This window comes from Streptomyces sp. NPDC036822, assembly GCF_055609145.1.
Genome location: NZ_JBVJPY010000011.1, coordinates 22017 through 45316, shown reverse-complemented (window position 1 = coordinate 45316; position 23300 = coordinate 22017). Strand labels below are relative to the sequence as shown.

Annotated in this window: 21 protein-coding genes; 15 read left to right on the top strand and 6 right to left on the bottom strand. The window is 72.6% G+C overall.

What is annotated here, in order from left to right:
- The first annotated feature begins 2 nt into the window (after positions 1 to 2).
- Together ACZ68P_RS23760 and ACZ68P_RS23755 are read left to right on the top strand one after the other, a co-directional pair.
- Positions 3 to 806 (top strand): exodeoxyribonuclease III, encoded by an 804-nt coding sequence (locus ACZ68P_RS23760; RefSeq protein WP_471009324.1) that lies wholly within the window; start codon positions 3 to 5, stop codon positions 804 to 806.
- A 115-nt stretch (positions 807 to 921) separates the two neighbouring features.
- Complete coding sequence (locus tag ACZ68P_RS23755) at positions 922 to 1326, top strand: type II toxin-antitoxin system PemK/MazF family toxin (RefSeq protein WP_471009322.1); 405 nt, start codon at positions 922 to 924, stop codon at positions 1324 to 1326.
- Positions 1327 to 1380: 54 nt separating this feature from the next.
- On the opposite strand, the gene ACZ68P_RS23750 is transcribed toward ACZ68P_RS23755, so the two are convergent.
- The 3 genes from ACZ68P_RS23750 to ACZ68P_RS23740 all read right to left on the bottom strand — a co-directional run bounded on the left by ACZ68P_RS23750 (position 1381) and on the right by ACZ68P_RS23740 (position 3159).
- Entirely contained in the window at positions 1381 to 1554 is a 174-nt protein-coding gene (locus ACZ68P_RS23750; RefSeq protein WP_471009320.1) for a hypothetical protein, read from the bottom strand.
- A 14-nt stretch (positions 1555 to 1568) separates the two neighbouring features.
- The gene (locus tag ACZ68P_RS23745; RefSeq protein ID WP_471009316.1) at positions 1569 to 2177 is read right to left on the bottom strand and encodes a hypothetical protein; all 609 of its coding nucleotides are present in this window, start codon (positions 2175 to 2177) and stop codon (positions 1569 to 1571) included.
- Positions 2178 to 2478: 301 nt separating this feature from the next.
- A complete protein-coding gene (locus ACZ68P_RS23740; protein ID WP_471009738.1) occupies positions 2479 to 3159 on the bottom strand; it encodes a MerR family transcriptional regulator in 681 nt (226 codons plus the stop codon).
- Positions 3160 to 3324: 165 nt separating this feature from the next.
- On the opposite strand from ACZ68P_RS23740, the gene ACZ68P_RS23735 reads away from it, so the two are divergent.
- The 5 genes from ACZ68P_RS23735 (at position 3325) to ACZ68P_RS23715 (ending at position 7596) form a co-directional block, all read left to right on the top strand.
- Complete coding sequence (locus ACZ68P_RS23735; protein WP_471009313.1) at positions 3325 to 4845, top strand: flavin-containing monooxygenase; 1521 nt, start codon at positions 3325 to 3327, stop codon at positions 4843 to 4845.
- Positions 4842 to 5741 (top strand): alpha/beta fold hydrolase, encoded by a 900-nt coding sequence (locus ACZ68P_RS23730; RefSeq protein WP_471009308.1) that lies wholly within the window; start codon positions 4842 to 4844, stop codon positions 5739 to 5741. Before ACZ68P_RS23735 ends, ACZ68P_RS23730 begins: the two co-directional genes overlap by 4 nt.
- On the top strand, positions 5738 to 6628 hold the full coding sequence (locus ACZ68P_RS23725) for an SDR family oxidoreductase (RefSeq protein WP_471009305.1): 891 nt from the start codon (positions 5738 to 5740) through the stop codon (positions 6626 to 6628). Before ACZ68P_RS23730 ends, ACZ68P_RS23725 begins: the two co-directional genes overlap by 4 nt.
- Before the next feature lie 110 nt (positions 6629 to 6738).
- On the top strand, positions 6739 to 6930 hold the full coding sequence (locus tag ACZ68P_RS23720) for a hypothetical protein (protein ID WP_471009302.1): 192 nt from the start codon (positions 6739 to 6741) through the stop codon (positions 6928 to 6930).
- Between the two features lie 147 nt (positions 6931 to 7077).
- Complete coding sequence (locus tag ACZ68P_RS23715) at positions 7078 to 7596, top strand: GNAT family N-acetyltransferase (RefSeq protein WP_471009299.1); 519 nt, start codon at positions 7078 to 7080, stop codon at positions 7594 to 7596.
- Here ACZ68P_RS23715 and ACZ68P_RS23710 read toward each other — a convergent pair.
- A complete protein-coding gene (locus tag ACZ68P_RS23710; protein WP_471009294.1) occupies positions 7539 to 10859 on the bottom strand; it encodes a S41 family peptidase in 3321 nt (1106 codons plus the stop codon). The genes ACZ68P_RS23715 and ACZ68P_RS23710 overlap by 58 nt on opposite strands.
- A gap of 184 nt (positions 10860 to 11043) precedes the next feature.
- Between ACZ68P_RS23710 and ACZ68P_RS23705 the strand changes: the two genes are divergently transcribed.
- Both ACZ68P_RS23705 and ACZ68P_RS23700 read left to right on the top strand, forming a co-directional pair.
- Positions 11044 to 11616, top strand: coding sequence for a TetR/AcrR family transcriptional regulator (locus ACZ68P_RS23705; RefSeq protein WP_471009292.1), 573 nt, complete (start codon positions 11044 to 11046; stop codon positions 11614 to 11616).
- Between the two features lie 123 nt (positions 11617 to 11739).
- Positions 11740 to 13974, top strand: a complete 2235-nt coding sequence (locus tag ACZ68P_RS23700) for an MMPL family transporter (RefSeq protein ID WP_471009289.1) — start codon at positions 11740 to 11742, stop codon at positions 13972 to 13974.
- 95 nt (positions 13975 to 14069) lie between these two features.
- On the opposite strand, the gene ACZ68P_RS23695 is transcribed toward ACZ68P_RS23700, so the two are convergent.
- On the bottom strand, positions 14070 to 14432 hold the full coding sequence (locus ACZ68P_RS23695; RefSeq protein ID WP_471009286.1) for an SsgA family sporulation/cell division regulator: 363 nt from the start codon (positions 14430 to 14432) through the stop codon (positions 14070 to 14072).
- Positions 14433 to 14557: 125 nt separating this feature from the next.
- On the opposite strand from ACZ68P_RS23695, the gene ACZ68P_RS23690 reads away from it, so the two are divergent.
- The 5 genes from ACZ68P_RS23690 (at position 14558) to ACZ68P_RS23670 (ending at position 22045) form a co-directional block, all read left to right on the top strand.
- Positions 14558 to 15703, top strand: coding sequence for an energy-coupling factor ABC transporter permease (locus tag ACZ68P_RS23690; RefSeq protein ID WP_471009283.1), 1146 nt, complete (start codon positions 14558 to 14560; stop codon positions 15701 to 15703).
- 192 nt (positions 15704 to 15895) lie between these two features.
- Positions 15896 to 16657, top strand: coding sequence for a cobalt ECF transporter T component CbiQ (gene cbiQ, locus ACZ68P_RS23685; protein ID WP_471009281.1), 762 nt, complete (start codon positions 15896 to 15898; stop codon positions 16655 to 16657).
- Complete coding sequence (locus tag ACZ68P_RS23680) at positions 16654 to 17394, top strand: energy-coupling factor ABC transporter ATP-binding protein (RefSeq protein WP_471009279.1); 741 nt, start codon at positions 16654 to 16656, stop codon at positions 17392 to 17394. Before cbiQ ends, ACZ68P_RS23680 begins: the two co-directional genes overlap by 4 nt.
- Before the next feature lie 100 nt (positions 17395 to 17494).
- Positions 17495 to 18658 carry a serine hydrolase domain-containing protein gene (locus ACZ68P_RS23675; protein ID WP_471009277.1) on the top strand — a complete coding sequence of 388 codons (1164 nt, stop codon included), beginning with the start codon at positions 17495 to 17497 and terminating at the stop codon, positions 18656 to 18658.
- A 378-nt stretch (positions 18659 to 19036) separates the two neighbouring features.
- Positions 19037 to 22045, top strand: coding sequence for a S53 family peptidase (locus ACZ68P_RS23670; RefSeq protein ID WP_471009274.1), 3009 nt, complete (start codon positions 19037 to 19039; stop codon positions 22043 to 22045).
- Positions 22046 to 22111: 66 nt separating this feature from the next.
- Here ACZ68P_RS23670 and ACZ68P_RS23665 read toward each other — a convergent pair whose 3' ends face one another.
- Positions 22112 to 22663, bottom strand: coding sequence for an RBBP9/YdeN family alpha/beta hydrolase (locus ACZ68P_RS23665; RefSeq protein WP_471009271.1), 552 nt, complete (start codon positions 22661 to 22663; stop codon positions 22112 to 22114).
- Between the two features lie 124 nt (positions 22664 to 22787).
- Here ACZ68P_RS23665 and ACZ68P_RS23660 point away from each other — a divergent pair, with 124 nt between their 5' ends.
- Positions 22788 to 23234: an Lrp/AsnC family transcriptional regulator gene (locus tag ACZ68P_RS23660; RefSeq protein WP_471009736.1), complete on the top strand. Its 447-nt coding sequence runs from the start codon at positions 22788 to 22790 to the stop codon at positions 23232 to 23234.
- Positions 23235 to 23300: the final 66 nt, after the last annotated feature.

Sequence of the window (23300 nt, the reverse complement as noted above, 5' to 3'; positions counted from 1 at the left end):
TTTTGTACACAGTGACGTCCGTCAATGTCAATGGTCTCAGAGCCGCCGCCAAGAAGGGTTTCGTGGAGTGGCTGGCCGGCACCGCCGCCGACGCGGTCTGCCTCCAGGAGGTCCGCGCCGAGGAGTCCCAGCTGCCGGCGGAGGTCCGCGCGCCCGAGGGCTGGTTCACCGCGCACGCCCCGGCCGCCGCCAAGGGGCGGGCGGGCGTCTCCCTCTACACCCGGCGCGAGCCCGACCAGGTGCGGATCGGCTTCGGGTCGAGCGAGTTCGACTCCAGCGGCCGCTACCTGGAGGCCGACCTGCCCGGCGTCACCGTCGCCAGCCTCTACCTGCCGTCCGGCGAGGTCGGCACCGAGCGGCAGGACGAGAAGGTCCGCTTCATGGGCGAGTTCCTGCCCTACCTCAAGGAACTGCGGGAGCGCGCCGCCGCCGACGGGCGTGAGGTCGTCGTCTGCGGCGACTGGAACATCGCCCACCGCGAGGCCGACCTCAAGAACTGGAAGGCCAACCGGAAGAACGCCGGCTTCCTCCCCGAGGAGCGGGCCTGGCTGACCCGTGTCTTCGACGAGGTGGGGTACGTCGACGTGGTCCGCGCCCTCCATCCCGACCAGGAGGGTCCGTACTCCTGGTGGTCGTACCGAGGCCGGGCCTTCGACAACGACTCCGGATGGCGGATCGATTACCAGGTCGCCACGCCCCGCCTCGCCCAGCGGGCCGTGAAGGCGTGGGTCGAGCGGGCGGCGACCCACGGCGAGCGGTGGAGCGACCACGCCCCGGTGACGGCGGTCTACGAGCTCCAGGTATAGAACTGCCGGACGTTGTTGACACTCGCGGTCCTGGAACCCGGGTTCGACCCGAGCGGGCGGGGTCTACGCTGTGGCCGCGCAGCGTCCGCCCGCCGTTCCTGTGTCAGGAGGACATGTGCGACGTGGCGAAGTCTGGTGGGTGGAGTTCGACGAGCGGCGGCCGGTCGTGCTGCTGTCGGGAGACGACGCGTCCGGGATCCGGGTGATGCAGGTCGTCGCTCGGGCGGGTGTCGACATCACCGGTCTGGGCGTCGAAGTGGGAGTAGGCGCCGCGGAAGGACTGCCCTTCGAAGGCGTGCTGCGGTTCGCGTTGCCGCGTCCGGGCTTCACCCCTTGCACGTGGCTGACCACCGTGTCCCGGGACGACCTGATCGAGCGAGCGGGCGTCCTGTCCTCCGCGAAACTCGGCGAGATCGAGAACGCCCTCCGTCTCGGTGAGCAGGCGAAGGAGTGGACCCCGGCGACGACCGCGAAGCTCAGTGAGATGAGGAACGCCCTCCGTCTCGGTGGACCTGGGTAGGCGTCCCGCCCGGGCCCGGTCGGCAAGCGGCCGGTTCCGGACGGGGTGGTTTTCTCACCGACCCGTCCTGCCCTCCTCCTCGCCACCGCCCAGCCCGAGCGCGCCGACCACGGCGACCGCCGCCACGACGGCCACGGCCGAGGCGATCAGCGCCGTGCGCCGCCCGCGCCGGCCGCGCGGGGGCGGCGCCGTGAGGGCCGCCCCGTGCGCGTCATCGGTATGCGTCACCGTCTCCGTCATCGTCAGCCCTTGGCCGGGGGCGCGTCGGTCGGGGCGCCGCTGATCGGTGCGCAGAGCCGGATGGCGCGCTGTGCGCCGGCCGAGCTCTGGTCCCACGGGGAGACGCCCGTGTTGTTGTTCTCCGGGTAGCCGTCGGGGCCCGGGTCCGGGTAGTCCGGGGCGCCGTTCTTCTGCATGCAGGCGGCGTAGTCGCGCGCGGCCTTGACCTGCTCGGGGCTCAGCTTGGGCCGGGGGTTGACGAGCTCCTCGAGTCCTTCGGGCATGGGCGGGTCGACGGGCCGGCATGTCTTGGTCGCCGCGCCGTACTTCGGGTCCTTCTTCAGTCCCCGCAGGGCGTCACCCCCGCCGAAGTCGATCTGGCCCTTCTCGTCCGGGTCGTTGAGCTCGATGCCGTTCTCGCGCATGCACGTCACCCATGCGCGCTTGCCCTCGACGTACTGGGCGAGCGGGTCCTTGCCGGCCGCCTTGCCGCCCGTCGCCCCGGCCTCGGCGGACGAGCCGCCCCCGCCCGCCGTCGGGACCTTCGAGCCGCCGTCGTCGCCGCCGCAGCCGGTCAGCGCGAACGCCATGACCGAGGCCGCCGCGGCCAGCAGTACCCGGTTCGTCCTCATCGGTTCTCCCGCTCTCGTCTGGGGCCCGTCCGCGAACGCGGCGGGCAGCCCGACGGTAGGACGGAGACGATGAAGAACCTTTGAAGAACCTGTCAGCCGATCATGCGGTCCGCACCGGTGCCCGCCTAGCGGCCCGCGCCGATGTCCGCAGCGGCGTGCACACCGGGTCGCGCACCGGAGTTGGCGCCGGAGTCCACACCGAAGCCCGCACCGGAGTCCGCACCGGAGTCCGCACCGGAGTCCGCGCCGGAGTTCTCGCCCAAGTCCGCGCGCGCCGGGGCCGGCTTCTCACGGCACGCCGTCACGGCCGCTCGCGCAGTCGCCGGTCGAGCGCCATCGACAGCTCCGCCTCCACCACGCTCTTGGCCAGCGGGCGCAGCCGCTCGATGTCCTTCTCCTCGGCGTGGGTCCGCAGCAGCTCCGTGAAGAGGCCCGCCATCGCGTCCGCGTGCTCGCGGACCGCCCGGCCCGCCTCAAGGACCGCGGCCAGGGGGACACCCTCCTTCACCAGGGCCGCCGAGACGTCGAGCAGCCGGCGGCTGATGTGGACGATCGCGTCCCCGTCGGTGGCGAGATACCCCAGGTCGAGGGCGGCCATCAGGTTCTCGGCGGTGACCTCGCCGGCGAAGTAGTCGGCGAGCTCCTGGGGGGTGAGCCGGACGGGCTCCTCCTCGGAGGGTTCGCCGAGACCGAGGACCTCGCCGACGGGCTTGCCGCTCTCGAAGGCGGTGTTGAGGTCGGCGATGCCGTTGAGGGTGTGCCCGCGTTCCAGCAGGGCGGCGATGGTGCGGAGTTTGGCCAGGTGGTGGTCGTCGTACCAGGCGATCCGGCCCTCGCGGCGGGGTGGGGAGATCAGGCCGCGCTCACGGTAGAAGCGCAGGGTGCGCACGGTGATGCCGGCGGCGGCCGCCAGCTCCTCCATGCGGTACTCGCGTACGCCCCTGGTCCCGCCCGTCACGCCGCCCCTCGCCCCGTCCGTCATCCGGTCCGTCGTCCGCTCCGATCGTTCTGCCACGCCCGCCAGCCTATGTCGTACCCCCGGTAACTTTCCCTCGTCCAACCCCTACCGCTCAGTAAGGAGCTGTTCTACGCTCCCATCGTGCCAGTGATTGCTGGCGGAATCTTGGCCGGGCGCACGGGAGGCGGCATGGCGAAGCACGAGCATGTACGAGTGGCGGTGATCGGATCGGGTTTCGGTGGCCTGGGGGCCGCCGTCCGGCTGCGCCGCGAAGGGATCACGGACTTCGTCGTACTGGAGCGGGCCGACTCCGTCGGCGGCACCTGGCGGGACAACAGCTACCCCGGCTGTGCCTGCGACGTCCCCTCACACCTCTACTCCTTCTCCTTCGCGCCCAACCCGGACTGGCCGCGGACCTTCTCGGGCCAGCGCCACATCCGGGCCTATCTGGAGCACGTCACCGACACCTTCGGGATCCGCCCGCACCTGCGCCTCGGCCACGAGGTGCGGATCATGCGCTGGGACACCGACGAGCTGCGCTGGGAGATCGAGACCAGCCGGGGCTCCTTCACCGCCGACGTCGTCGTCTCCGCCACCGGGCCGCTCTCCGACCCCAAGATCCCCGAGATACCGGGGCTCGCCGAGTTCCCCGGCAAGGTCTTCCACTCCGCCCGCTGGGACCACGACCACGACCTCGCCGGCAAGCGCGTCGCCATGATCGGCACCGGCGCCTCCGCCATCCAGATCGTGCCCGCCATCCAGCCCACGGTCGGCAGGCTGACCCTCTTCCAGCGCACACCCCCGTGGGTGATGCCGCGCATGGACCGCCCCATCACCGGCGCCGAACGCTGGCTGCACCGCGCGTTCCCCGCCACCGGGACCGCCCGCCGTGGCCTCCTCTGGGGCATCCGCGAACTCCAGGTCAGCGCCTTCACCAAGCACCCGAACGAACTCGGCCTGGTCGAGTCGCTCGCCAAGGCCAACATGGCCCGGGCCATCAAGGACCCGGCGCTGCGCGCCAAGCTGACCCCGTCGTACCGCATCGGCTGCAAGCGCATCCTGCTGTCCAGCGAGTACTACCCGGCCCTCGCCCGCCCCAACGTCGATGTCGTCGCCTCCGGGCTCCGGGAGGTCCGCGGCTCGACCGTCGTGGCGGCCGACGGCACCGAGACCGAGGTCGACGTCATCATCTTCGGTACGGGATTCCACGTCACGGACATGCCGATCGCCGAGCGGGTCGTCGGGGCCGACGGGATCACGCTCGCCGAGTCGTGGAAGGACGGCATGGAGTCGCTGCGCGGCGCCACCGCCGCCGGCTTCCCCAACTGGATGACGATCATCGGCCCCAACACGGGCCTCGGGAACTCCTCCATGATCCTGATGATCGAGTCCCAGCTGAACTACATGGCCGACTACCTGCGCCAGCTGAACGTCCTGGGCGGGCGCGCCGCCCTCGCCGCCCGGCCGTCCGCCGTCGACGCCTGGAACCACAAGGTGCAGGTCCGGATGGAGCGGACCGTGTGGAAGGCGGGCGGCTGCAACAGCTGGTACCTCGACGCCAACGGCCGCAACACCACGCTCTGGCCGGGCACCACGAGCGAGTTCCGGCGCGAGACGCGCCGGGTCGACCTCGGGGAGTACGAGGTGCTGCGACCCGCCCCCGACGCACAGCCGCTGCCCGCCACCCGGAAGAAGGAGACCGCCACGTGAGCCGGACCGCGCACCCCCGGGAGCTGACCGCCGTCTCCGCCGACGGCTCCCGCCTCCACATCGAGGTCTCCGGGCCCGAGGGCGCCCCCGCCGTGGTCCTGGCCCACGGCTGGACCTGCTCGATCGCCTTCTGGGCGGAGCAGATACGGGACCTGTCCGCCGACCACCGGGTCATCGCCTACGACCAGCGCGGCCACGGCCGCACCCCCGTCGTAGGCCCCTCCGGATACTCGACGGACGCCCTCGCCGACGACCTCGAAGCCGTCCTGGCCGCCACCCTGGCGCCCGGCGAGAAGGCCGTCCTGGCCGGGCACTCCATGGGCGGCATGACCCTGATGGCCGCCGCCCGCCGGCCCCGTTTCCGGGACCACGCGGCCGCCGCCCTGCTCTGCTCCACCGGGCCCTCGCGGCTGACGGCCGAGTCCCTCGTCCTCCCGCTGAGGGCAGGCGGGCTGCGGACCCGGCTCACCCGGACGATCCTCGGCGCGAGAGCGCCGCTCGGGCCGGTCACACCGGTGTCGAGAAGGATCCTCAAGTACGCCACCATGGGCCCCGGTTCGGCGCCCGAGCGGGTCGACGCCTGCGCGCGGATCGTGCACGCCTGTCCCCGGCCGGCCCGGGTGGCCTGGTCGCACGTGCTCGGGGAGCTCGACCTCGACGAGGGGGTACAGGGCCTGGACCTTCCCGTGGCCGTGCTCTACGGCACCGCGGACCGGCTCACCCCGCCCGTCCACTCGCGCGCCATGGCGCAGGCGCTGCCCCGGTGCGTGGGGGTCGTCGAACTCGCCGGGGTGGGCCACATGACGCCCGTCGAAGCGCCGGAGGCCGTCACCGGGCGGATCCGGGAGCTCGTCACCACGTATGTCACCGATGTCCGGCTGAAGGAGGACGTGTGAGCAGGGTGAGCCTGGAAGGACAGGTGGCGGTCGTCACCGGAGCGGCCCGGGGTGTCGGCGAACTCCTCGCCCGCAAGCTCTCCGCGCGCGGCGCGCGGATCGCGCTCGTCGGCCTGGAGCCCGAGGAGCTGAAGGAGGTCGCCGGCCGGCTCCACACCGAGGCCGACTGGTGGCACGCCGACGTCACCGACCACGAGGCGATGGCCCGGGTCGCGGGCGAGGTCAAGGAGCGCTTCGGCAAGGTCGACATCGTCGTCGCCAACGCGGGTGTCGCCGCGGGCGGCCCGTTCGTGGACTCCGACCCGGTCGCCTGGCGGCGGGTCATCGAGGTCAACCTGATCGGCGGGGCGGTGACCGGCCGCGCGTTCCTGCCCGTACTGATGGAGTCCCGCGGCTACTTCCTGCAGATCGCCTCGCTCGCCGCCATCACCCCGGCCCCGATGATGACGGCGTACTGCGCCTCCAAGTCGGGCGTCGAGGCCTTCGCGCACAGCCTGCGCGCCGAGGTCGGCTACAAGGGCGTCAAGGTCGGCGTCGGCTACCTCTCCTGGACCGACACGGACATGGTCCGGGGCGCGGACCGGGACGACGTGATGAAGGAGCTGCGGCAGCGGCTGCCCTGGCCCTCGAACCGGACCTACCCGCTCGGCCCCGCCGTCGACCGGATCGTGGCCGGCATCGAGCGCCGTTCGCCCCACGTGTACGCCCAGTGGTGGCTGCGCGGGATGCAGTCGGTCCGCGGCTACCTGCCGGGGCTCATCGCCACGGTCGGACAGCGCGAGATGAGGCGCTTCGAGCCGCGTCTCGCCAGTGTCTCCAAGGGCCTGGTGGGCGCGGGAGGGGCGGCCGACGAGCAGGCGCGGGCGGAGGGTACACGCCAGGGATAGTTGCGGAGGGTATTGATCGAAATGCGCGGAGTGTTCCGCCGTGTCACGCTGGTCGAGGCACAGGGGGCACAAGCCCCCTCCCCCTCACACCCCACCTGGAGTGAACCTTCATGGGCAAGGCAGAACAGTTCAAGGACCGGGCGCAGCAGACGGCCCAGCAGGCGAAGCAGAAGATGACGAACGCGAAGGACGAGGCGTCCGAGCGGGCGTCGCGTGCCAAGAGCGGCCGCTCCGAGGAGGAGATCCGCCGGTCCCAGCAGGTGGACCGCGACCGCCTGGAGCAGGACCGCGACGTCGTCTGACGTCGGTCCGTCGGAAGGCGCACCCGGGACGCCGGGTGCGCCTTTCGCGCGTCGTAGTGCAGAGGCGCACCGGGACGCCGGGTGCTCCTTCCGCGCGTCGCGCGAACGGGGGTGACCGGGGAAGCGATGCCGCGTACCTTGGCGATCATGGCCGAGCTGCAGCGACTCCGACCCGAACACGCCCCCGCCCTGCTCGCGTTCGAGCGGGAGAACCGGGCGTACTTCGCCGCCTCCGTGCCCGACCGGGGGGACGCCTACTTCGAGGATTTCGAGGCCCGGCACCGGGCCCTGCTCGACGAGCAGGAGGCCGGGGACATCCACTTCCACGTGCTCGTCGAGGACGGCGGGGAGATACTCGGCCGCTTCAACCTGGTCGACGTGGCCGAGGGAAGCGCCGAACTGGGCTACCGGGTGGCCGAGAAGGCCACGGGGCGCGGAGTCGCCACGAGTGGCGTGCGCGAGCTGTGCCGCCTGGCCGTGGACGGATACGGGCTGCTGCGGCTGACGGCCGTCACGACCCTCGACAATCCCGGGTCGAGGGCCGTGCTCGGGCGGGTCGGGTTCGGGGCCGTCGGCAGCGTGACGATCGACGGCCGGCCCGGGACGGCCTACGAGCTGGACCTCGGCGGCAGCTTCGGCCGGGAGCGGTCGGGGACGTCGGCGTAGCCGGGCGGGGTGGCGGCCGGCGTGTCGGCGAGCAGCGCGAGCGCCACCTCCACCGCGTCGTCGAGCTGGGCGTGGCGGCCCTCCGCCCAGTCCAGCGGAGTGCGCAGGATCGCCAGGTCCGGTTCCACCCCGTGGTTCTCCACCGACCAGCCGTACTCCGGGAACCAGGCCGCGTTCATCGGCACGGTGACGTGCGTGCCGTCACCCAGCCGGTGGCGGCCCGTCATGCCGACCACACCACCCCAGGTCCGCTGGCCGATCACCGGGCCGAGGCCGAGCAGCTTGAACGCGGCCGTGATCATGTCCCCGTCCGAGGAGGTCGCCTCGTCGGCGAGGGCGACGACCGGGCCGCGCGGGGCGTTCGAGGCGTACGAGACGGGCTGGGCGTTCCGCGTCAGGTCCCAGCCCAGGATCTTGCGGGTCAGCTTCTCCACGACCAGCTCGCTGATGTGGCCGCCCGCGTTGCCGCGCACGTCCACGATCAGGGCCGGCCGGGACACCTCCATGCGCAGGTCGCGGTTGAACTGGGCCCAGCCCGAGCCGCCCATGTCGGGGATGTGCAGATAGCCGCACTTGCCGCCGCTGACCTCCCGTACCACCGCGCGCCGCTTGGCCACCCAGTCCTGGTAGCGCAGGGGCCGCTCGTCGATCAGCGGCACGATCGCGATCCGGCGGGCGCGGCCCTCGCCCTCCGGGTGCTGGAAGGTCAGCTCCACCGTCGTCCCGCCGGAGGCGGCGAGCAGGGGGTACGGGCCGCACACGGGGTCCACCGGGCGCCCGTCCACATGCGTGAGGAGCGCGCCCTCGCGGATGCCCGTGCCGGCGAGCGGTGACCGCGCCTTGGAGTCGGAGGAGTCGCCGGGCAGGATGCGCTTGACCATCCAGCCGCCGTCGCGGGGCACGAGGTTGGCCCCGAGCAGGCCCATCGGCCGCTGGTAGTGCGGCGGGCCCTCGTTGCGCCGCGCCGGGGTGACGTACGCGTGGGACGTGCCCAGCTCGCCCAGGACCTCGCGCAGGAGGTCGGCGAACTCGTCGGGGGAGGCGACCCGTTCGACCAGGGGCCGGTACTGGTCGAGGACGGCCTTCCAGTCCACCCCGCCCATGCCGGGCTCCCAGAAGTAGGCGCGGATGATCCGTCCGGCCTCGTCGAACGCCTGACGCCACTCCGCCTCGGGGTCGACCTCGTGCACGATCCGCCGCAGGTCCATGTAGACGGTCGAGTCGGAGTCCCCGCTCTCGGTCGACGGCACCGCCCGCAGGTCGCCCTCGTCGACCACGACGAGCCGGGATCCGTCGCCGCTGACCGCGAACCAGTCGAGGTGCTGGACGAGTTCGCTCTTGCGGGCCTTCGCGATGTTGAAGTACTCCAGGGTGGGCCGGCCGGTGGTGTCGGCCGGGTTGGCGAAGGTCTCGCCGAGCGCGCCCGAGATCGGCCAGCGCAGCCAGACGAGGCCGCCGCCGCTGACCGGGTGCAGCGCCGAGTACTTGGAGGCGGCGACCGGGAACGGCGTGACCCGGTCGGCGAGCCCCTCCACCTCCACGATCGCGGTGCCCTCGCCGCTCTCCGTCTCGCTCTCGCCCGGGTCGAGACCGCCCGCCGCGGGGCGCCCGTCGGGCAGCAGCGCGAAGGGGGAGGGGGTCGCGGAGGACAGGGGTACGAGGTAGGGGCGGCAGCCCAGCGGGAACGACAGGTCCCCGGTGTGCACGTCGTACACCGGGTCGAAGCCGCGCCAGGAGAGGAAGGCGAGATAGCGCCCGTCGCGGGTGAAGACCGGGTTCTCGTCCTCGAAGCGGCCGTTGGTGACGTCGATGACCGTGCGCGCGCCGGGCCCGGAGATCCGGGCCATCTTGATCTGGCGCAGGGAGCGGCCGATGCCGGGGTGGGACCAGGTCAGCCAGGCCCCGTCGGGGGAGAAGGCCAGGTCGCGCACCGGTCCGTTGAGCGAGCGGATCAGTTCGGTCACGCCGTCGGAGTCCTCGGCCGGCGAGGTGGTGTCCTCCTCCCGGTCGGACTCCTCGCGCGCGTCGATGAGGAGCAGCCGCCCGTCGTGCGAGGCGATGGCCAGGCGCTCGCCGTCGGGGTCGGACACCATCTCCTCGACCCGGCCGAGCGCGCCCGCGGCCAGCCGCCGCGGCGGGCGGTCCCCGCTCGCCCGGGGCAGCGAGGCGATCTCGATCGCGTCCTCGCCCTCCGCGTCCGTGACGTAGGCGACCTGGCCGCCGCTGCCCAGCATCTCGGGCAGCCGGACCCGTACCCCCGGCGTGTCGGTGATCGTGCGGGCCGGGCCGTCGCGGTGGGTGAGCCAGTAGAGGCTGCCGCGCACCGAGACGGCGCTGGCCCGCCCCGTCTCGTCGACCGAGATCGCGTCGACGTGGTTGGCGGCCGGGACCTGGTAGGCCCGCCGCCCGGCGCGCGGGCCCCCGAGCCGTACCTCCAGCTTGCGGGGGACGGAGTCGGCGGTCAGTTCGTCGACGATCCACAGGTCGCCCGCGCACTGGTAGACCACCCGGCGCCCGTCGCTGGAGGCGTGCCGGGCGTAGAAGGCGTCGTGGTCGGTGTGGCGCCGCAGATCCGTGCCGTCGGGCAGGCAGGAGTACAGATTGCCGACGCCCTCGTGGTCGGAGAGGAACGCGATCCGGCCGGCGACGAACATCGGGGAGTCCAGGTGGCCGCCGATGTCGGGCAGGAGCTGCCGGCCGTGCAGCCAGAGGCGGCCCATGGCGCCGCCGCGGTACCGCTTCCAGGCGGCCGGCTCGTGCGGGGGCTTGCCGGTGAGCAGGAGCGTGCGCCGCTCTCCGTCGATGTCGGCGACCTCGATGTCGGAGACCGGTCCCCAGGGCATCCGGCCGCCGGGGGAGCCGTCGGTGGGGACGGTGTAGGCCCAGGAGAAGTACGAGAAGGGCTGGCCGTGCGAGGAGACGGCGAGGATGTCGGACTTGCCGTCCTTGTCGGGGGGAGACCAGCCGCAGACCCGGGTGTCGGTCGAGCCCCAGTAGCTGAGGCGCCGGGACGGCCCGCCCTCGACCGGCGCGAGGTGGATCTCCGGGTCGAGGCTGCGCCAGCTCGTGTACGCGATGTGGCGCCCGTCGGCCGAGAAGCGGGGATGGCCGACTCTCGTCCGGTCGACGGTGATCCGCCAGGCGCGGCCCGGGTGGTGCCCCTCGGGCACCAGGGGGGCGACCCAGAGGTCGTCCTCTGCCGCGAAGCACAGCAGATCGTCGTGGAGGTGCGGGAAGCGGAGGTACGCGGCGCTTTCACTCACTCCCCAATGCTTTCCGCGGGGAGGGGGCGCGGCAACTTGGGACGCCGGATTCTTTCGGGGGAGTTCGCGGAGCCCGGAGGCCGCCGGTGTGGGCCACGACACGTACGAAACGGTTTCGTTTCGCTTGGGCCCGGGGTACCTTCGTACTGTACGAAACCGTTTCGTTCGGATGGGAGGACCGATCATGGCCCGCAGCAGACTCACCCCCGAACGTGAGTCCGAGCTGTACGAAGCCGTGCTCGACCTCCTGCGCGAGGTCGGCTACGACGCCCTCACCATGGACGCCGTCGCCGCCCGTACCCGCTCCAGCAAGGCCACCCTCTACCGCCAGTGGGGGAGCAAGCCCGAGCTCGTCGCCAGGGCCATGCGCCACAACAAGCCCGTCGATCTCGGCGAGATCGACACCGGCACCCTGCGCGGCGACTTCCACGCCATGATGGAGAAGTCCGACGACTGCCAGATGGAGAAGGACTCCGCGCTGATGCGGGGCCTGGCCCATGCCGTCCACGACAACCCCGAACTGCTCCAGGCGCTGCGCGAGCTGCTCATCGAACCCGAGATGACCGGCCTCGACGAGGTGCTGCGACGAGCGGTGGACCGGGGCGAGATCCGCGCCGACAACCCGGCGCTGGGACTCGTCCCCCACATGCTGATCGGGGCGTTCATCGCCCGCCCGCTGATCGAGGATCAGCCGGTCGACAACGCCTTCCTCCGTGCCTACGTCGACGCCGTCGTGCTCCCCTCACTCGGCGCCTGACACCTTCACCTCCGTACACCCCGTACGGACCCCTAGTCCCCAGTACCTGACGTCGCACCGCTCACGCCGTCGGGCCGGCTCCCCATGCCCTTGTCCCGTCCAACCAAATGGGAGTACGCCCCCGTGGCCACGTTCCTCTACAAGTTGGGTCGCTCCGCCTTCCGGCGCCGACGGCTCGTCGCCCTCCTCTGGGTCGCGCTCCTCGCGCTCGCCGGAGTCGGCGCGGCCACCGCGCCCGCCGCGACCTCCAGCTCCTTCTCCATACCCGGCACCGAGGCCCAGAAGGCCTTCGACCTCCTCGAACAGCGCTTCCCCGGCGGCAACGCCGACGGGGCCACCGCCCGCGTCGTGTTCCAGGCGCCGGACGGGCAGAAGATGACCGAGCCGGCCCACAAGGCCAAGGTCCGGAAGGTCGTCGCCGAGCTGAAGGCCGGCTCCGACCAGGTCGCCCAGGTCACCGACCCGTATGCCGCCCAGGCGGTCTCCAAGGACGGCTCGACCGCCTACGTCTCCGTCAGCTACAAGGTCTCCGGCATGGAGCTGAGCGACGCGACCCGCGAAGCCCTGGAGAAGACCGGGCACGACGCCCAGGGGCAGGGCCTGACCGTCGAGATCGGCGGTGACGCGCTCCAGAGCATGCCGGAGACCGGCGCGGGAGAGATCGTCGGCGTGATCATCGCCGGAATCGTCCTGGTCATCACCTTCGGCTCGCTGGTCGCGGCCGGCCTGCCGCTCCTCACCGCGATCATCGGCGTCGGCATCGGCGTCTCCACGATCACCGCGCTCGCGAACGTCCTGGACCTCGGCTCCACGACCTCCACGCTCGCGATGATGATCGGCCTCGCGGTCGGCATCGACTACGCCCTCTTCATCGTCTCCCGCTACCGCGCCGAACTCGCGGAGGGCAGGGAGCGCGAGGAGGCCGCCGGCCACGCCGTCGGCACGGCCGGCTCCGCCGTCGTCTTCGCCGGTCTGACGGTCGTCATCGCGCTGGTGGGCCTGGCCGTCGTCAACATCCCGATGCTGACCAAGATGGGCTTCGCCGCCGCCGGCACGGTCCTGATCGCCGTCCTCATCGCGCTCACCCTCATCCCCGCGCTGCTCGGCTTCGCGGGCTCGCGGGTCATGGGCCGCAAGGACCGCAGGAGCGCCCAGAAGGGCTCCGGGACGAGTCTCGGCACGACCGCGCGGAACGGCGCCGGGGCGAAGTCCGGCACGGACGCGACCCGCAAGGACGAGGGCAAGCCCAACGCGGGCACCCGGTGGGCCCGGTTCGTCATCCGGCGCCCGGTGATGGTCCTGCTCGTCGGCGTCCTCGGCCTGGGCGCGATCGCCCTGCCCGCGGCCTCGCTGGAGATGGGCCTGCCCGACGACGGTGCCAAGCCCGCCTCCGCCACCGAGCGCCGCGCCTACGACCTGCTGTCGGACGGCTTCGGGCCGGGCTTCAACGGGCCCCTGATGGTCGTCGTCGACGGGGACAAGGACGCCGCCGAGTCCACGGTGCGCACGGTCGAGGAGCTGGACGGCGTCGTGGCGGTCACCCCGCCGACGCCCAACAAGGCCGGCGACACCTCGATGATCACGGTGATCCCGGAGGACCGGCCCTCCTCGGTCGCGACCGAGGAGCTGGTCCACGACATCCGCGAGGCCACCGGCGACGACGTGCTGGTCACCGGCGCCACGGCGATGAACATCGACTTCTCGCAGAAGATGAACGACGCCCTGCTGCCCTACCTGGCCCTGGTCGTCGGACTCGCCTTCCTGCTCCTCATGGTGGTCTTCCGTTCCGTCCTGGTCCCGCTGAAGGCGGCCCTCGGCTTCCTGCTCTCCGTGGTCGCGGCCCTCGGCGCGGTCGTCGCGGTGTTCCAGTGGGGCTGGCTCGGCAGCCTGTTCGGGGTCGAGCAGACCGGTCCGATCATGTCGATGATGCCGATCTTCATGGTGGGCGTGGTCTTCGGTCTCGCGATGGACTACGAGGTCTTCCTCGTCACGCGGATGCGCGAGGCGTACGTCCACGGGGAGCGGCCCGGCGAGGCGATCGTCAGCGGCTTCCGGCACAGCGCCCGGGTGGTCACCGCCGCGGCGGTGATCATGATCGCGGTGTTCTCCGGGTTCATCGGCATGGACGACCAGATGATCAAGATGATCGGCTTCGGCCTGGCCGTCGCCGTCCTCTTCGACGCCTTCGTGGTCCGGATGGCCATCGTCCCGGCGGTCCTGGCGCTGCTCGGCCACAAGGCGTGGTGGCTGCCGACGTGGCTGGACAAGGCGCTGCCGAACGTGGACGTGGAGGGCGAGGGGCTCGTGAAGCCCCAGGGCTCCGCCGGCGACGCGGAGCGGGAGCTCGCACGCGTCTGACACCCCCTGGCCCCGGGTCACCCGCTTGAGCGGAGCGGGTGGCCCGGATCGCGCCGGGACCTGTGGGGACGGGGAACCGACGCGGCCCTACGCCGTCATCGTGTCGAGCTCGACGCGGTGACGGCGTAGGTGTGCCGGAGGAAGCGGAGCAGGGCGGTGGAGTCGAACTGGACGACCGCCACGCCGTCCGTCGTGTGGAACTCGACGATCGTCTGGACGCGCCCGCAGGGCCAGACCCCGATGTCCTCGCGGCGGGCGGGGGCCCGCATCCCGGTCTCCAGGAGCGCCCTGGGGAAGGACCACTCGATGTTGCCGGGGAAGGCGAAGCGCACGGTGGCGGGCTCGGAGTCCGGATCGAAGCGCAGGGCGACGGGAACGGGTCGGGACAATGGGGCGTCGGTGATGATCCTGCCCTTGGCGTGATCTTCGACTGCGTGGTCATCCGCGGCTGGGGGCATCGGCCGACTCCTCACACTCGTCCTTTTCATTCCCTAATGTCCCATATTTTGCGGACGAGGGGGCGGGCTCTTCTGTGACCTCTTCGCTCTTGCGAGGTCTTTGCAGGTAGCGCCATCATCGACGAGTGCATGTACCCGACGGATTCATCAACGCCCCCGTGTCGGTCGCCGCCGGAGTCGTCGCCGCCGGCGCCGTCGCCGTCAGCCTGCGCGGAGCCCGCCGCGAGCTCTCGGGCGCCCCCGGCGCCGGAGGTCTCGGGGACGAGCGGACCGCGCCGCTCGCCGGACTCGTCGCCGCCTTCATCTTCGCCGTGCAGATGCTGAACTTCCCGGTCGCCGCCGGCACGAGCGGGCACCTGCTCGGGGGCGCGCTCGCCGCCATCCTCGTCGGCCCCTACACCGGCGTGCTCTGCATCTCCGTGGTCCTGCTCATGCAGGGCATCCTCTTCGCCGACGGAGGCCTCACCGCGCTCGGCGTGAACATCACCGTCATGGGCGTGGTCACCGTCGTCCTGGCCTACGCGCTCTTCCGCGGCCTCGTCCTTGTGCTTCCGCGCACCCGCCGCTCGGTGACCGTCGCCTCCTTCGTGGCCGCGCTCGTCTCCGTACCGGCCGCGGCCGCCGCCTTCACCCTGCTCTACGCCGTCGGCGGCACCACGGACGTGCCGATCGGCAAGGTGTTCACCGCGATGGTCGGCGTCCACACCCTCATCGGCATCGGCGAAGCGGTGATCACCATGCTCACCGTCGGCGCGGTCGTCGCCGTCCGCCCCGACCTCGTCCACGGCGCCCGGGGCCTGACCGCCCCGCTCAAGCTGCGCGTCGACGGCGAACTGGTCGACGCCACCCCCGCCGCTTCCGGTGCGGGAAGCGCCCCCACGGCCGCCGCCCCGGCAGGCTCGCCGAAGAAGGTCTGGATCGGTGGCCTGGTCACCGCGCTCGTCCTGGCCGGTTTCGTCTCCTTCTACGCCTCCGCCGACCCGGACGGGCTTGAGAAGGTCGCCGCCGACAAGGGCATCGACGCGAAGGTCGAGGAGCACGCCGCGGCCGGTTCCCCGCTCGCCGACTACGGCGTCGCGGACGTCGAGGACGCCCGGCTCTCGGGCGGCCTGGCCGGAGTGATCGGCGTGGGCGCGACGCTGGCCGTCGGCACGGGCGCCTTCTGGGCCGTACGCCGCCGCGCGGCCGCCACCGGCGCCGACCGGAAGGCCGCCGCCGGCGCCGACCGGAAGGCCGCCGCCGGGGCGGGGACCGACGGGGCGCGGGTCTGAGATGAGCACGGGTATGACGGGCGCGCGGGTGTCGCGCACCGGCGCGGCGCCGACGGGCGCGCGGGCGTTCCGTACGCGTGCGACGGAGGCGGGGGTGTCCGAAACCGGTGCGGGTTCCACGGTGGCGCGCGCACCGGCGCCGTACACGTACGACGGGCGCGCCTGCGTCCCGTACGGGCGGAGAGGGCTGACGTGAGCGCCGGACACGCGCACAAGCTCTACCGGCGGGGGGACTCGCCGGTCCACGCGCTGCCCCCGCACACCAAGCTCGCCGCCGTCCTCGGCTTCGTCGTCGTCGTGGTCTCCACGCCACGCGAGGCCGTCTGGGCCTTCGCCCTCTACGCCACCCTGCTCGCGGCCGTGGCGGCGTGGGCCCGCGTCCCGGCCGGCTTCCTGCTGCGGCGCCTGGTCATCGAGGTCCCCTTCGTGGCCTTCGCGTTCCTGATGCCGTTCGTGGTGCCGGGCGAGCGGGTCGACGTCCTCGGGATCCCGCTCTCCGTCCCCGGCCTGTGGGGCGCCTGGAACGTCCTCGCCAAGGGCACCCTCGGCGTCACCGCCTCCGTCCTCCTGGCCTCCACCACCGAACTGCGCGAGCTGCTCCTCGGTCTCCAGCGCCTCAGGCTGCCGCCGCTGCTCGTCCAGATCGCCTCCTTCATGATCCGGTACGGCGACGTGATCACCGACGAGATGCGCCGGATGTCCGTCGCCCGCCGCTCGCGCGGCTTCGAGGCGAAGGGCGTCCGCCACTGGGGCGTCCTCGCCAAGTCGGCGGGCGCGCTCTTCATCCGCTCGTACGAGCGGGGCGAGCGCGTCCACCTCGCGATGGTCAGCCGGGGCTACACGGGCACGATGCCGGTCATCGACGAGGTGACCGCCACCCGGACCCAGTGGCTCCAGGCCGCCTCCCTGCCCGCCGCCGCCCTGCTCGTCTGCCTGTTGGGATGGACCCTATGACCGCCTCCCTCGACGTACGCGGCCTCGCGTACGCCTATCCCGACGGCCACCAGGCCCTCTTCGGCGTCGACCTGACCGTCGGTCGCGGCGAGCGGGTCGCGCTCCTCGGCCCCAACGGCGCCGGGAAGACCACCCTCGTCCTGCACCTCAACGGCATCCTCACCGGCGGCGTGGGCACGGTCACCGTCGCCGGGCTCCCCATCGAGAAGCGGAACCTCGCCGAGATCCGGCGCCGGGTCGGCATCGTCTTCCAGGACCCCGACGACCAGCTGTTCATGCCCACCGTGCGCGAGGACGTGGCCTTCGGACCGGCCGCGGCCGGTCTGCGCGGAGCGGAGCTGGAGGCCGTCGTCCGCCGGGCGCTGGAGCGCGTCGGCATGGAGGAGTACGCCGACCGGCCGCCGCACCACCTGTCCTTCGGGCAGCGGCGCCGGGTTGCGGTGGCGACCGTGCTCGCGATGGAACCGGAGATCCTCGTCCTGGACGAGCCCTCCTCCAACCTGGACCCCGCCTCGCGCCGCGAACTCGCCGACGTCCTGCGCTCCCTGGACGTCACCGTCCTCATGGTCACCCACGACCTTCCGTACGCGCTGGAGCTCTGCCCGAGGTCGGTCATCCTCAGCGAGGGCGTGATCGCGGGGGACGGCCCGACCGCCGCCGTCCTGGCCGACGCGGAGCTGATGGAGCGCAACCGCCTGGAGCTGCCGTACGGCTTCGTGCCCCGGCCCGTCGCCTGACCCGGCCGGACCCCCACCCGGAATCCGGGCCTCCCGGGCCACGTTGCACCATGGGGGCCGGGAGCGGCGCGACAGCGGTGAACGAGAGGGAGCGTGGAACGTGGACGTCCGGGGCACGGTGGCGGCGGGATTCGAGCCGGTCAGGGACGCGTTCCTGCGCAACTTCGAGCATCGCGGCGAGCGGGGCGCGGCCGTCGCCGTCTACCGCGACGGCGTCAAGGTCGTGGACCTGTGGGCCGGCACGAAGGACGTCGCGGGGGAGGCCCCCTGGGCCGTGGACACCGCGCAGGTGGTCCGCTCGGCGACCAAGGGCGTCGCCGCCGCCGTACCGCTGCTGCTGCACCAGCGCGGGCAGCTCGACCTGGACGCCCCGGTGGGCACGTACTGGCCGGAGTTCAAGGCGGGGGGCAAGGACCGCGTGAGCGTACGGCAGCTGCTCGCGCACCAGGCCGGAGTGCCGGTCCTGGACCGGCCGCTGTCCCTCGCCGAGGCCGTCGACCTGGAGACAGCGACCGCCGCCGTCGCCGCCCAGGCCCCCGTCTGGCAGCCCGGCACCGCCCACGGCTACCACGCCCACACCTTCAGCTGGCTGCTCAGCGGCCTCGTCCACCGGGTGACCGGCCGCACCATCGGCCGCTGGGTCGCCGAGGAGATCGCGCGCCCGCTCGGCCTCGACCTGTGGATCGGGCTGCCGTCCGACGAGGCCCACCGGGTCGGCCGCCTGGGTCCGGTGGAGGAGGCCGAGCCGCCCGGCGGTGGCGCCCTGAAGCTGCGTCCCAAGCGCTCCGTCACCGAGGCGTACCGTGACCCCGGCTCGCTGACCCGACGCGCCTTCGGGGCGATCGACCCCCAGCCCGACGAGAACGACCCCGGCTACCGCGCGGCCGAACTGCCCGGCTCGGCCGGCGTCTCCACGGCCCGTGCGCTGGCCCGGTTCTACGCCTCGACCCTCGGGCCCGTCGACGGCGGCGTCCGCCTCTTCGCCCCGGCGACGCTCACCCTCGCCCGGACCGAGGAGTCCACCGGCCCGGACCGCGTCCTGATCGTCTCCACCCGTTTCGGACTCGGCCACATGCTGCACGGCCCGGCGTCCCCGCTGCTCGGCCCCACCTCCTTCGGCCATCCAGGCCGCGGCGGTTCGCTGGGCTTCGCCGACCCCGAGTCGGGCATCGCCTTCGGCTACGTGACGAACGGGATGCGCAAGACGGTGACGGCCGACCCGCGGGCCCAGGCACTGGTACGGGCGGTCCGCGCGGCGCTGTGAGCGTGCCCGGCCGGCGGCGGGTCCCCGCGCACGCCCGACGTCCCCCCCCGAGGAGCGAGGGCGGGACGCCCCCCGCGCCCTGAAAGCCCGCCGATGTCCGCTCTGGGCGAGTTCTTGAAGATCACGGTCCGGTAAAGAACGGAACCCGCTGTGCAGAGACGTTTCACCCCCTGATAAAGATTCAGTTCTGGCTGTCGTCCGCCGCGCAGGAGCGGTGACACCGCCGGGGGGGCTTCACGCACAGGGTCCGGGCCGCGCCCGGCCCCCACGAACGCATTCATTCGCTTCGCCGTGCCCGCATACGCGCACGGCCGCGCCCTTCCGCGGTCTCACCCTGCCCTCGCGGCCCGACGACAGGGATCGTGAGAGGGAGTGTGCATGGGCCGAACCGCCCGTGAGAAGGCATGCAGATGGGGCGCGGCGGCCGTCGTCGCCCTGGCCGTCACCGCGACCGGGATGCCGGCGTCGTACGCGGCCACCAGCGACGAGCCGGCCCCGCAGCGGGTCGGTTCCGCGCCGAAGGTCCCGCGCGGCGCCGTCCGCCAGGCGGACCCCGCCGAGGGCCGGACGCTCGACCTGAGCGTCGTCCTGGAGCCGCGCGACCAGGCCGCGCTGGACCGTTTCGTCGCCGGGGTCTCCGACCCGAAGTCGCCGCTGTACCGCCAGTACCTCGGTACGGGCGAGTTCGCGACCGCCTTCGGCGCCGACCCGAGGGCGGTGGCCACGGTCCGCGAGGAGCTGGAGGCGAAGGGGCTCACCGTGGGTGAGCTGGAGGCCGACGGCCTCACCCTGCCGGTGCGCGCGACCGTCGGCGAGGCGGCGAAGGCGTTCAAGACCGAGTTCGACGGCTACCGCCTGGAGAACGGCGTGGCCGGGGTGACCAACACCCGCGCCCCCGAGTTCGGCGGCGAGGCGGCGGCCGCCGTCCGCGCGGTCGTCGGCCTCAACACGCTGTCGACGTACGAGCCGCGCAACACGGGCGCGAAGGGCGCGCCCCGCAAGCAGCTGACGGCCGACGCGGACGAGACCGCGCGTCAGCCCCGGCTGACCGGGACGACGCCGACGATGTGCGCCGGCATCCGGGACCTGTACGCGACGTCCGGCCCGGGCTACCCCGCGGCCTACGACAAGCAGGACTACTGGAGCGCCAGGTCGCTGGCGGCCGCGTACGGCATGGCGGACCAGCCGAACGTGCAGAACGGCACCACCATCGCCGTGTACTCGCTGGAGAACTACGACCTGCGGGACATCGCGAGCTACCAGGCGTGCCACGGCACGAAGGTCCCGGTCAGCTCCGTCCGCGTCAACGGCGGCCCCACGGAGCCGGCGGGCATCGACACCGGTGTCGGCCTGGAGACCGCGCTGGACGTCGAGACCATCATCGGTCTCGCCCCGCAGTCCAAGGTCGTCGTCTACCAGGGCAAGAACACCTGGGAGGACGGCACCGACCTCTTCCAGCGGATCGTCACCGACAACCGCGCGAAGGTCGTCTCCGTCAGCTGGGGCAGCTGCGAGCTGTACACCCCGCAGGCCGTCCTGGACCGCGAGAAGCTGATCTTCCAGCAGGCCGCCGCCCAGGGCCAGACCATCGTCGCCGCCTCCGGCGACAGCGGTTCCACCGGCTGCTACTACGGTGACGCCGGCGACCCCAACGCCTCCGAGCTGTACACGGACAACCCGGCCTCGTCGCCGTACGTCCTCGGCATCGGCGGCACCACGATGCGCGGCTCGATCACCGGCCAGACCACCTGGACCGGCTCCGGCGGCGGCGTCTCGCGGCACGTCGAGCTCCCGACCGACGGCTTCCAGGCCGGCCGGATCGCTCCCGGCTACAGCGACCTCTGCGTCGCCGCCGGCGGCGCGGTCTGCCGCCAGGTCCCGGACGTCTCCGGCGTCGGCGACCCGAACACCGGCTACCCGGTCGCGTTCGGCCGCGACTCCTCGGCCGGCCAGTACTGGCACATCATCGGCGGCACCAGCGGCGCCGCCCCGGTGTGGGCCGCGCTCATGGCACAGGCCAACCAGGACCTCGCCTGCCAGGCCAACGGCTCGGTCGGCTACGTCCACCAGGCGCTCTACAAGCTCCCGGCCACCGCGTTCCGTGACGTCACCACCGGTCACAACAACCTGACCGCGTCCGGCAACTACAGCGGCCTGTACCGCGCCGCCGCCGGCTACGACCTGGGCACCGGCCTCGGCGCCCCCAACGGCCGCGAGATCGTCAAGGGCCTGTGCCAGGCGGTCCCGCAGTCCCCGGCCGGCACGTTCAACGCCCTGCCGCCGAGCCGTGTCCTCGACACCCGGTACGGCATCGGCCGCGCCGGCACCTCGCCGGTCGCCGCGAACGGCACGGTCAAGCTGAAGGTCGCCGGCAACGGCGGCGTCCCGGCCGCCGGCGTGACCGCCGTCGTCCTGAACGTCACGGCCGTCGCGCCGACCGCGACCGGTCACCTGATCGCGTACCCGAGCGGCACCACCCGCCCGACCTCGTCCAACATGAACTGGCTGAAGGGCGAGATCGTCCCGAACCTGGTGACCGTCCCGGTCGGCAAGGACGGCTCGGTCGACCTCTTCAACGCGGGCGGCGGCACGACCCACTTCGTCGCCGACGTCTCCGGCTACTTCTCGACCGAGGCCGGCGGCGGCACCTACGTGCCCAAGGGCCCGGCCCGTGTGCTGGACACCCGCAACGGCACCGGCCGCCCGGGCACCGCGCCCGTCGCGGGCAAGGGCACCGTCTCCCTGAAGGTCACCGGCGTCGGCGGCGTCCCCGCCGAGGGCGCGACCGCGGTGGTCCTCAACGTCACGGCGACCGCGCCGACCTCGACCGGTCACCTGATCGCGTACCCGAACGGCACGGCCCAGCCGACCGCGTCGAACATCAACTGGCTCAAGGGCCAGACCCGGCCGAACATGGTCGTCCTGCCCGTCGGCACCGACGGCAAGGTGAACCTGCACAACGCCGGCCTCGGCACCGTGCACTTCATCGCCGACGTCTTCGGCTACTACACGGCCACGACCGAGGGCGGCTCGTTCCACACCGCGGGCCCGAGCCGTCTGCTCGACACCCGCTACGCCCTCGGCACGGCCCGCAACACCCCCCTCCCCGGCGGCGCGACCCTGGTCCTCGACGTCAACGACGGCCACACGCTGGCCCACGCGAAGGCCGTGGTCCTCAACGTCACCGTCACCGCGCCGACGAGCAACGGCTTCCTGACGGTCTGGCCGGACGGGACCGCCCTGCCCAACGCGTCCAACCTCAACTGGACGAAGGGCGCGACCGTGGCCAACCTGGTCACCGTCCCGGTCGTCAACGGAAAGATCGACTTCCGTCCGAACGCCGGCAGCGCGCACGTGATCGCCGACCTGTTCGGCTACTACTCGTAAGCGCTGACACGCACCACGCGGAGGCCCTGTCCCCCACCGTTCGCGGTGGGGGACAGGGCCTCTCCGTCATCGCGGCGGGTCGACGAGTCCGCCGAGGAGCTCCAGGCCGGCCTGCCAGTCACCGAGGCCGCTGCCGGAGTTGACGTGGCCGTGCCCTCCGAGGAGACGGGCCCGCGCCCGCCATCCCTCCGCGAACGAGGCGGCCGTCGTGGGGTCGCAGTACGGGTCGTCGTCACTGGCCACCATGAGACTCGGGCACGGCAGGGGACGCGCGGTCAGGTCCACGAAGGTCGATGCCGCCTCACGCGGGAACGCCGGCCCCCGGGGATCGGGAGGCGCGACCAGGAACGCCGCCACCGCGTCGGGTCGCGCCCGCTCCAGCCAGCTCGAGGCCGCCCAGCAGCCGAGGCTGTGCGCCACCAGCACCACGTGGTGGTCACGCCGGGAGGCGGCCTCGTAGGCGTCCTGGACCGCGGCGACCCAGTCCGCCAGATCCGGCCCGCTCCAGGAGGCCGGCGCGATCCGGACCGCCGAGGCCCCCCACCGCTTCTCCCATAGGCTCTGCCAGTGCCGCTCATCGGAACCGTCGATCCCGGGGATGATGACGTACGCGACCATCGCCCACCGCCCTTCCCGTCGTGGCCCCCCCCGCATGTCGGAGGGCTCCTGGGGCGATTCTCGATGAGCCGGCGGCAACGCCCGGGCCCGGCAAGTGATCTCAAGGAAAGTGGGGGTGACGACGATGGAATCACTCGACGACCTCGACCGCGCCATCCTGGAACTGCTCCAGACGGACGGCCGGCTCACCGGAGCCGAGGTCGGACGGCGGGTCGGACTGTCCCAGCCGGCGGCAGGCGCCCGCATCCAACGCCTGGAGAAGAGCGGGGTCATCACCGGCTACCGCGCGGTCGTCGCCCCGGCCGCGGTCGGACTGCACATCCACGCCGTCGTCCGGCTCCGCACCACCCACGCGCGACTGCCCCAGGCCCTCGCCCTCGCCGCCGAGACGCCCGAGGTCGTCTCGACCCTCCGCGTCACGGGCGAGGACTGCCTCCTGCTCGACGTCCACTGCGCGCACGCCGGACGCCTCGAACAGATCGTGGACTCCCTCGCCCGCCACGGCCCGGTCACCACCTCCCTCGTCCTGCGCGGCTATCCCCCCAAGCCGTTGCCGACACCCGGGCCTTAAGGGACTCGTGGCTCGTGAAGCCCTGGCCACAGAGACGGTCGTACGCCGCCTGGACGGGGCGGGGCC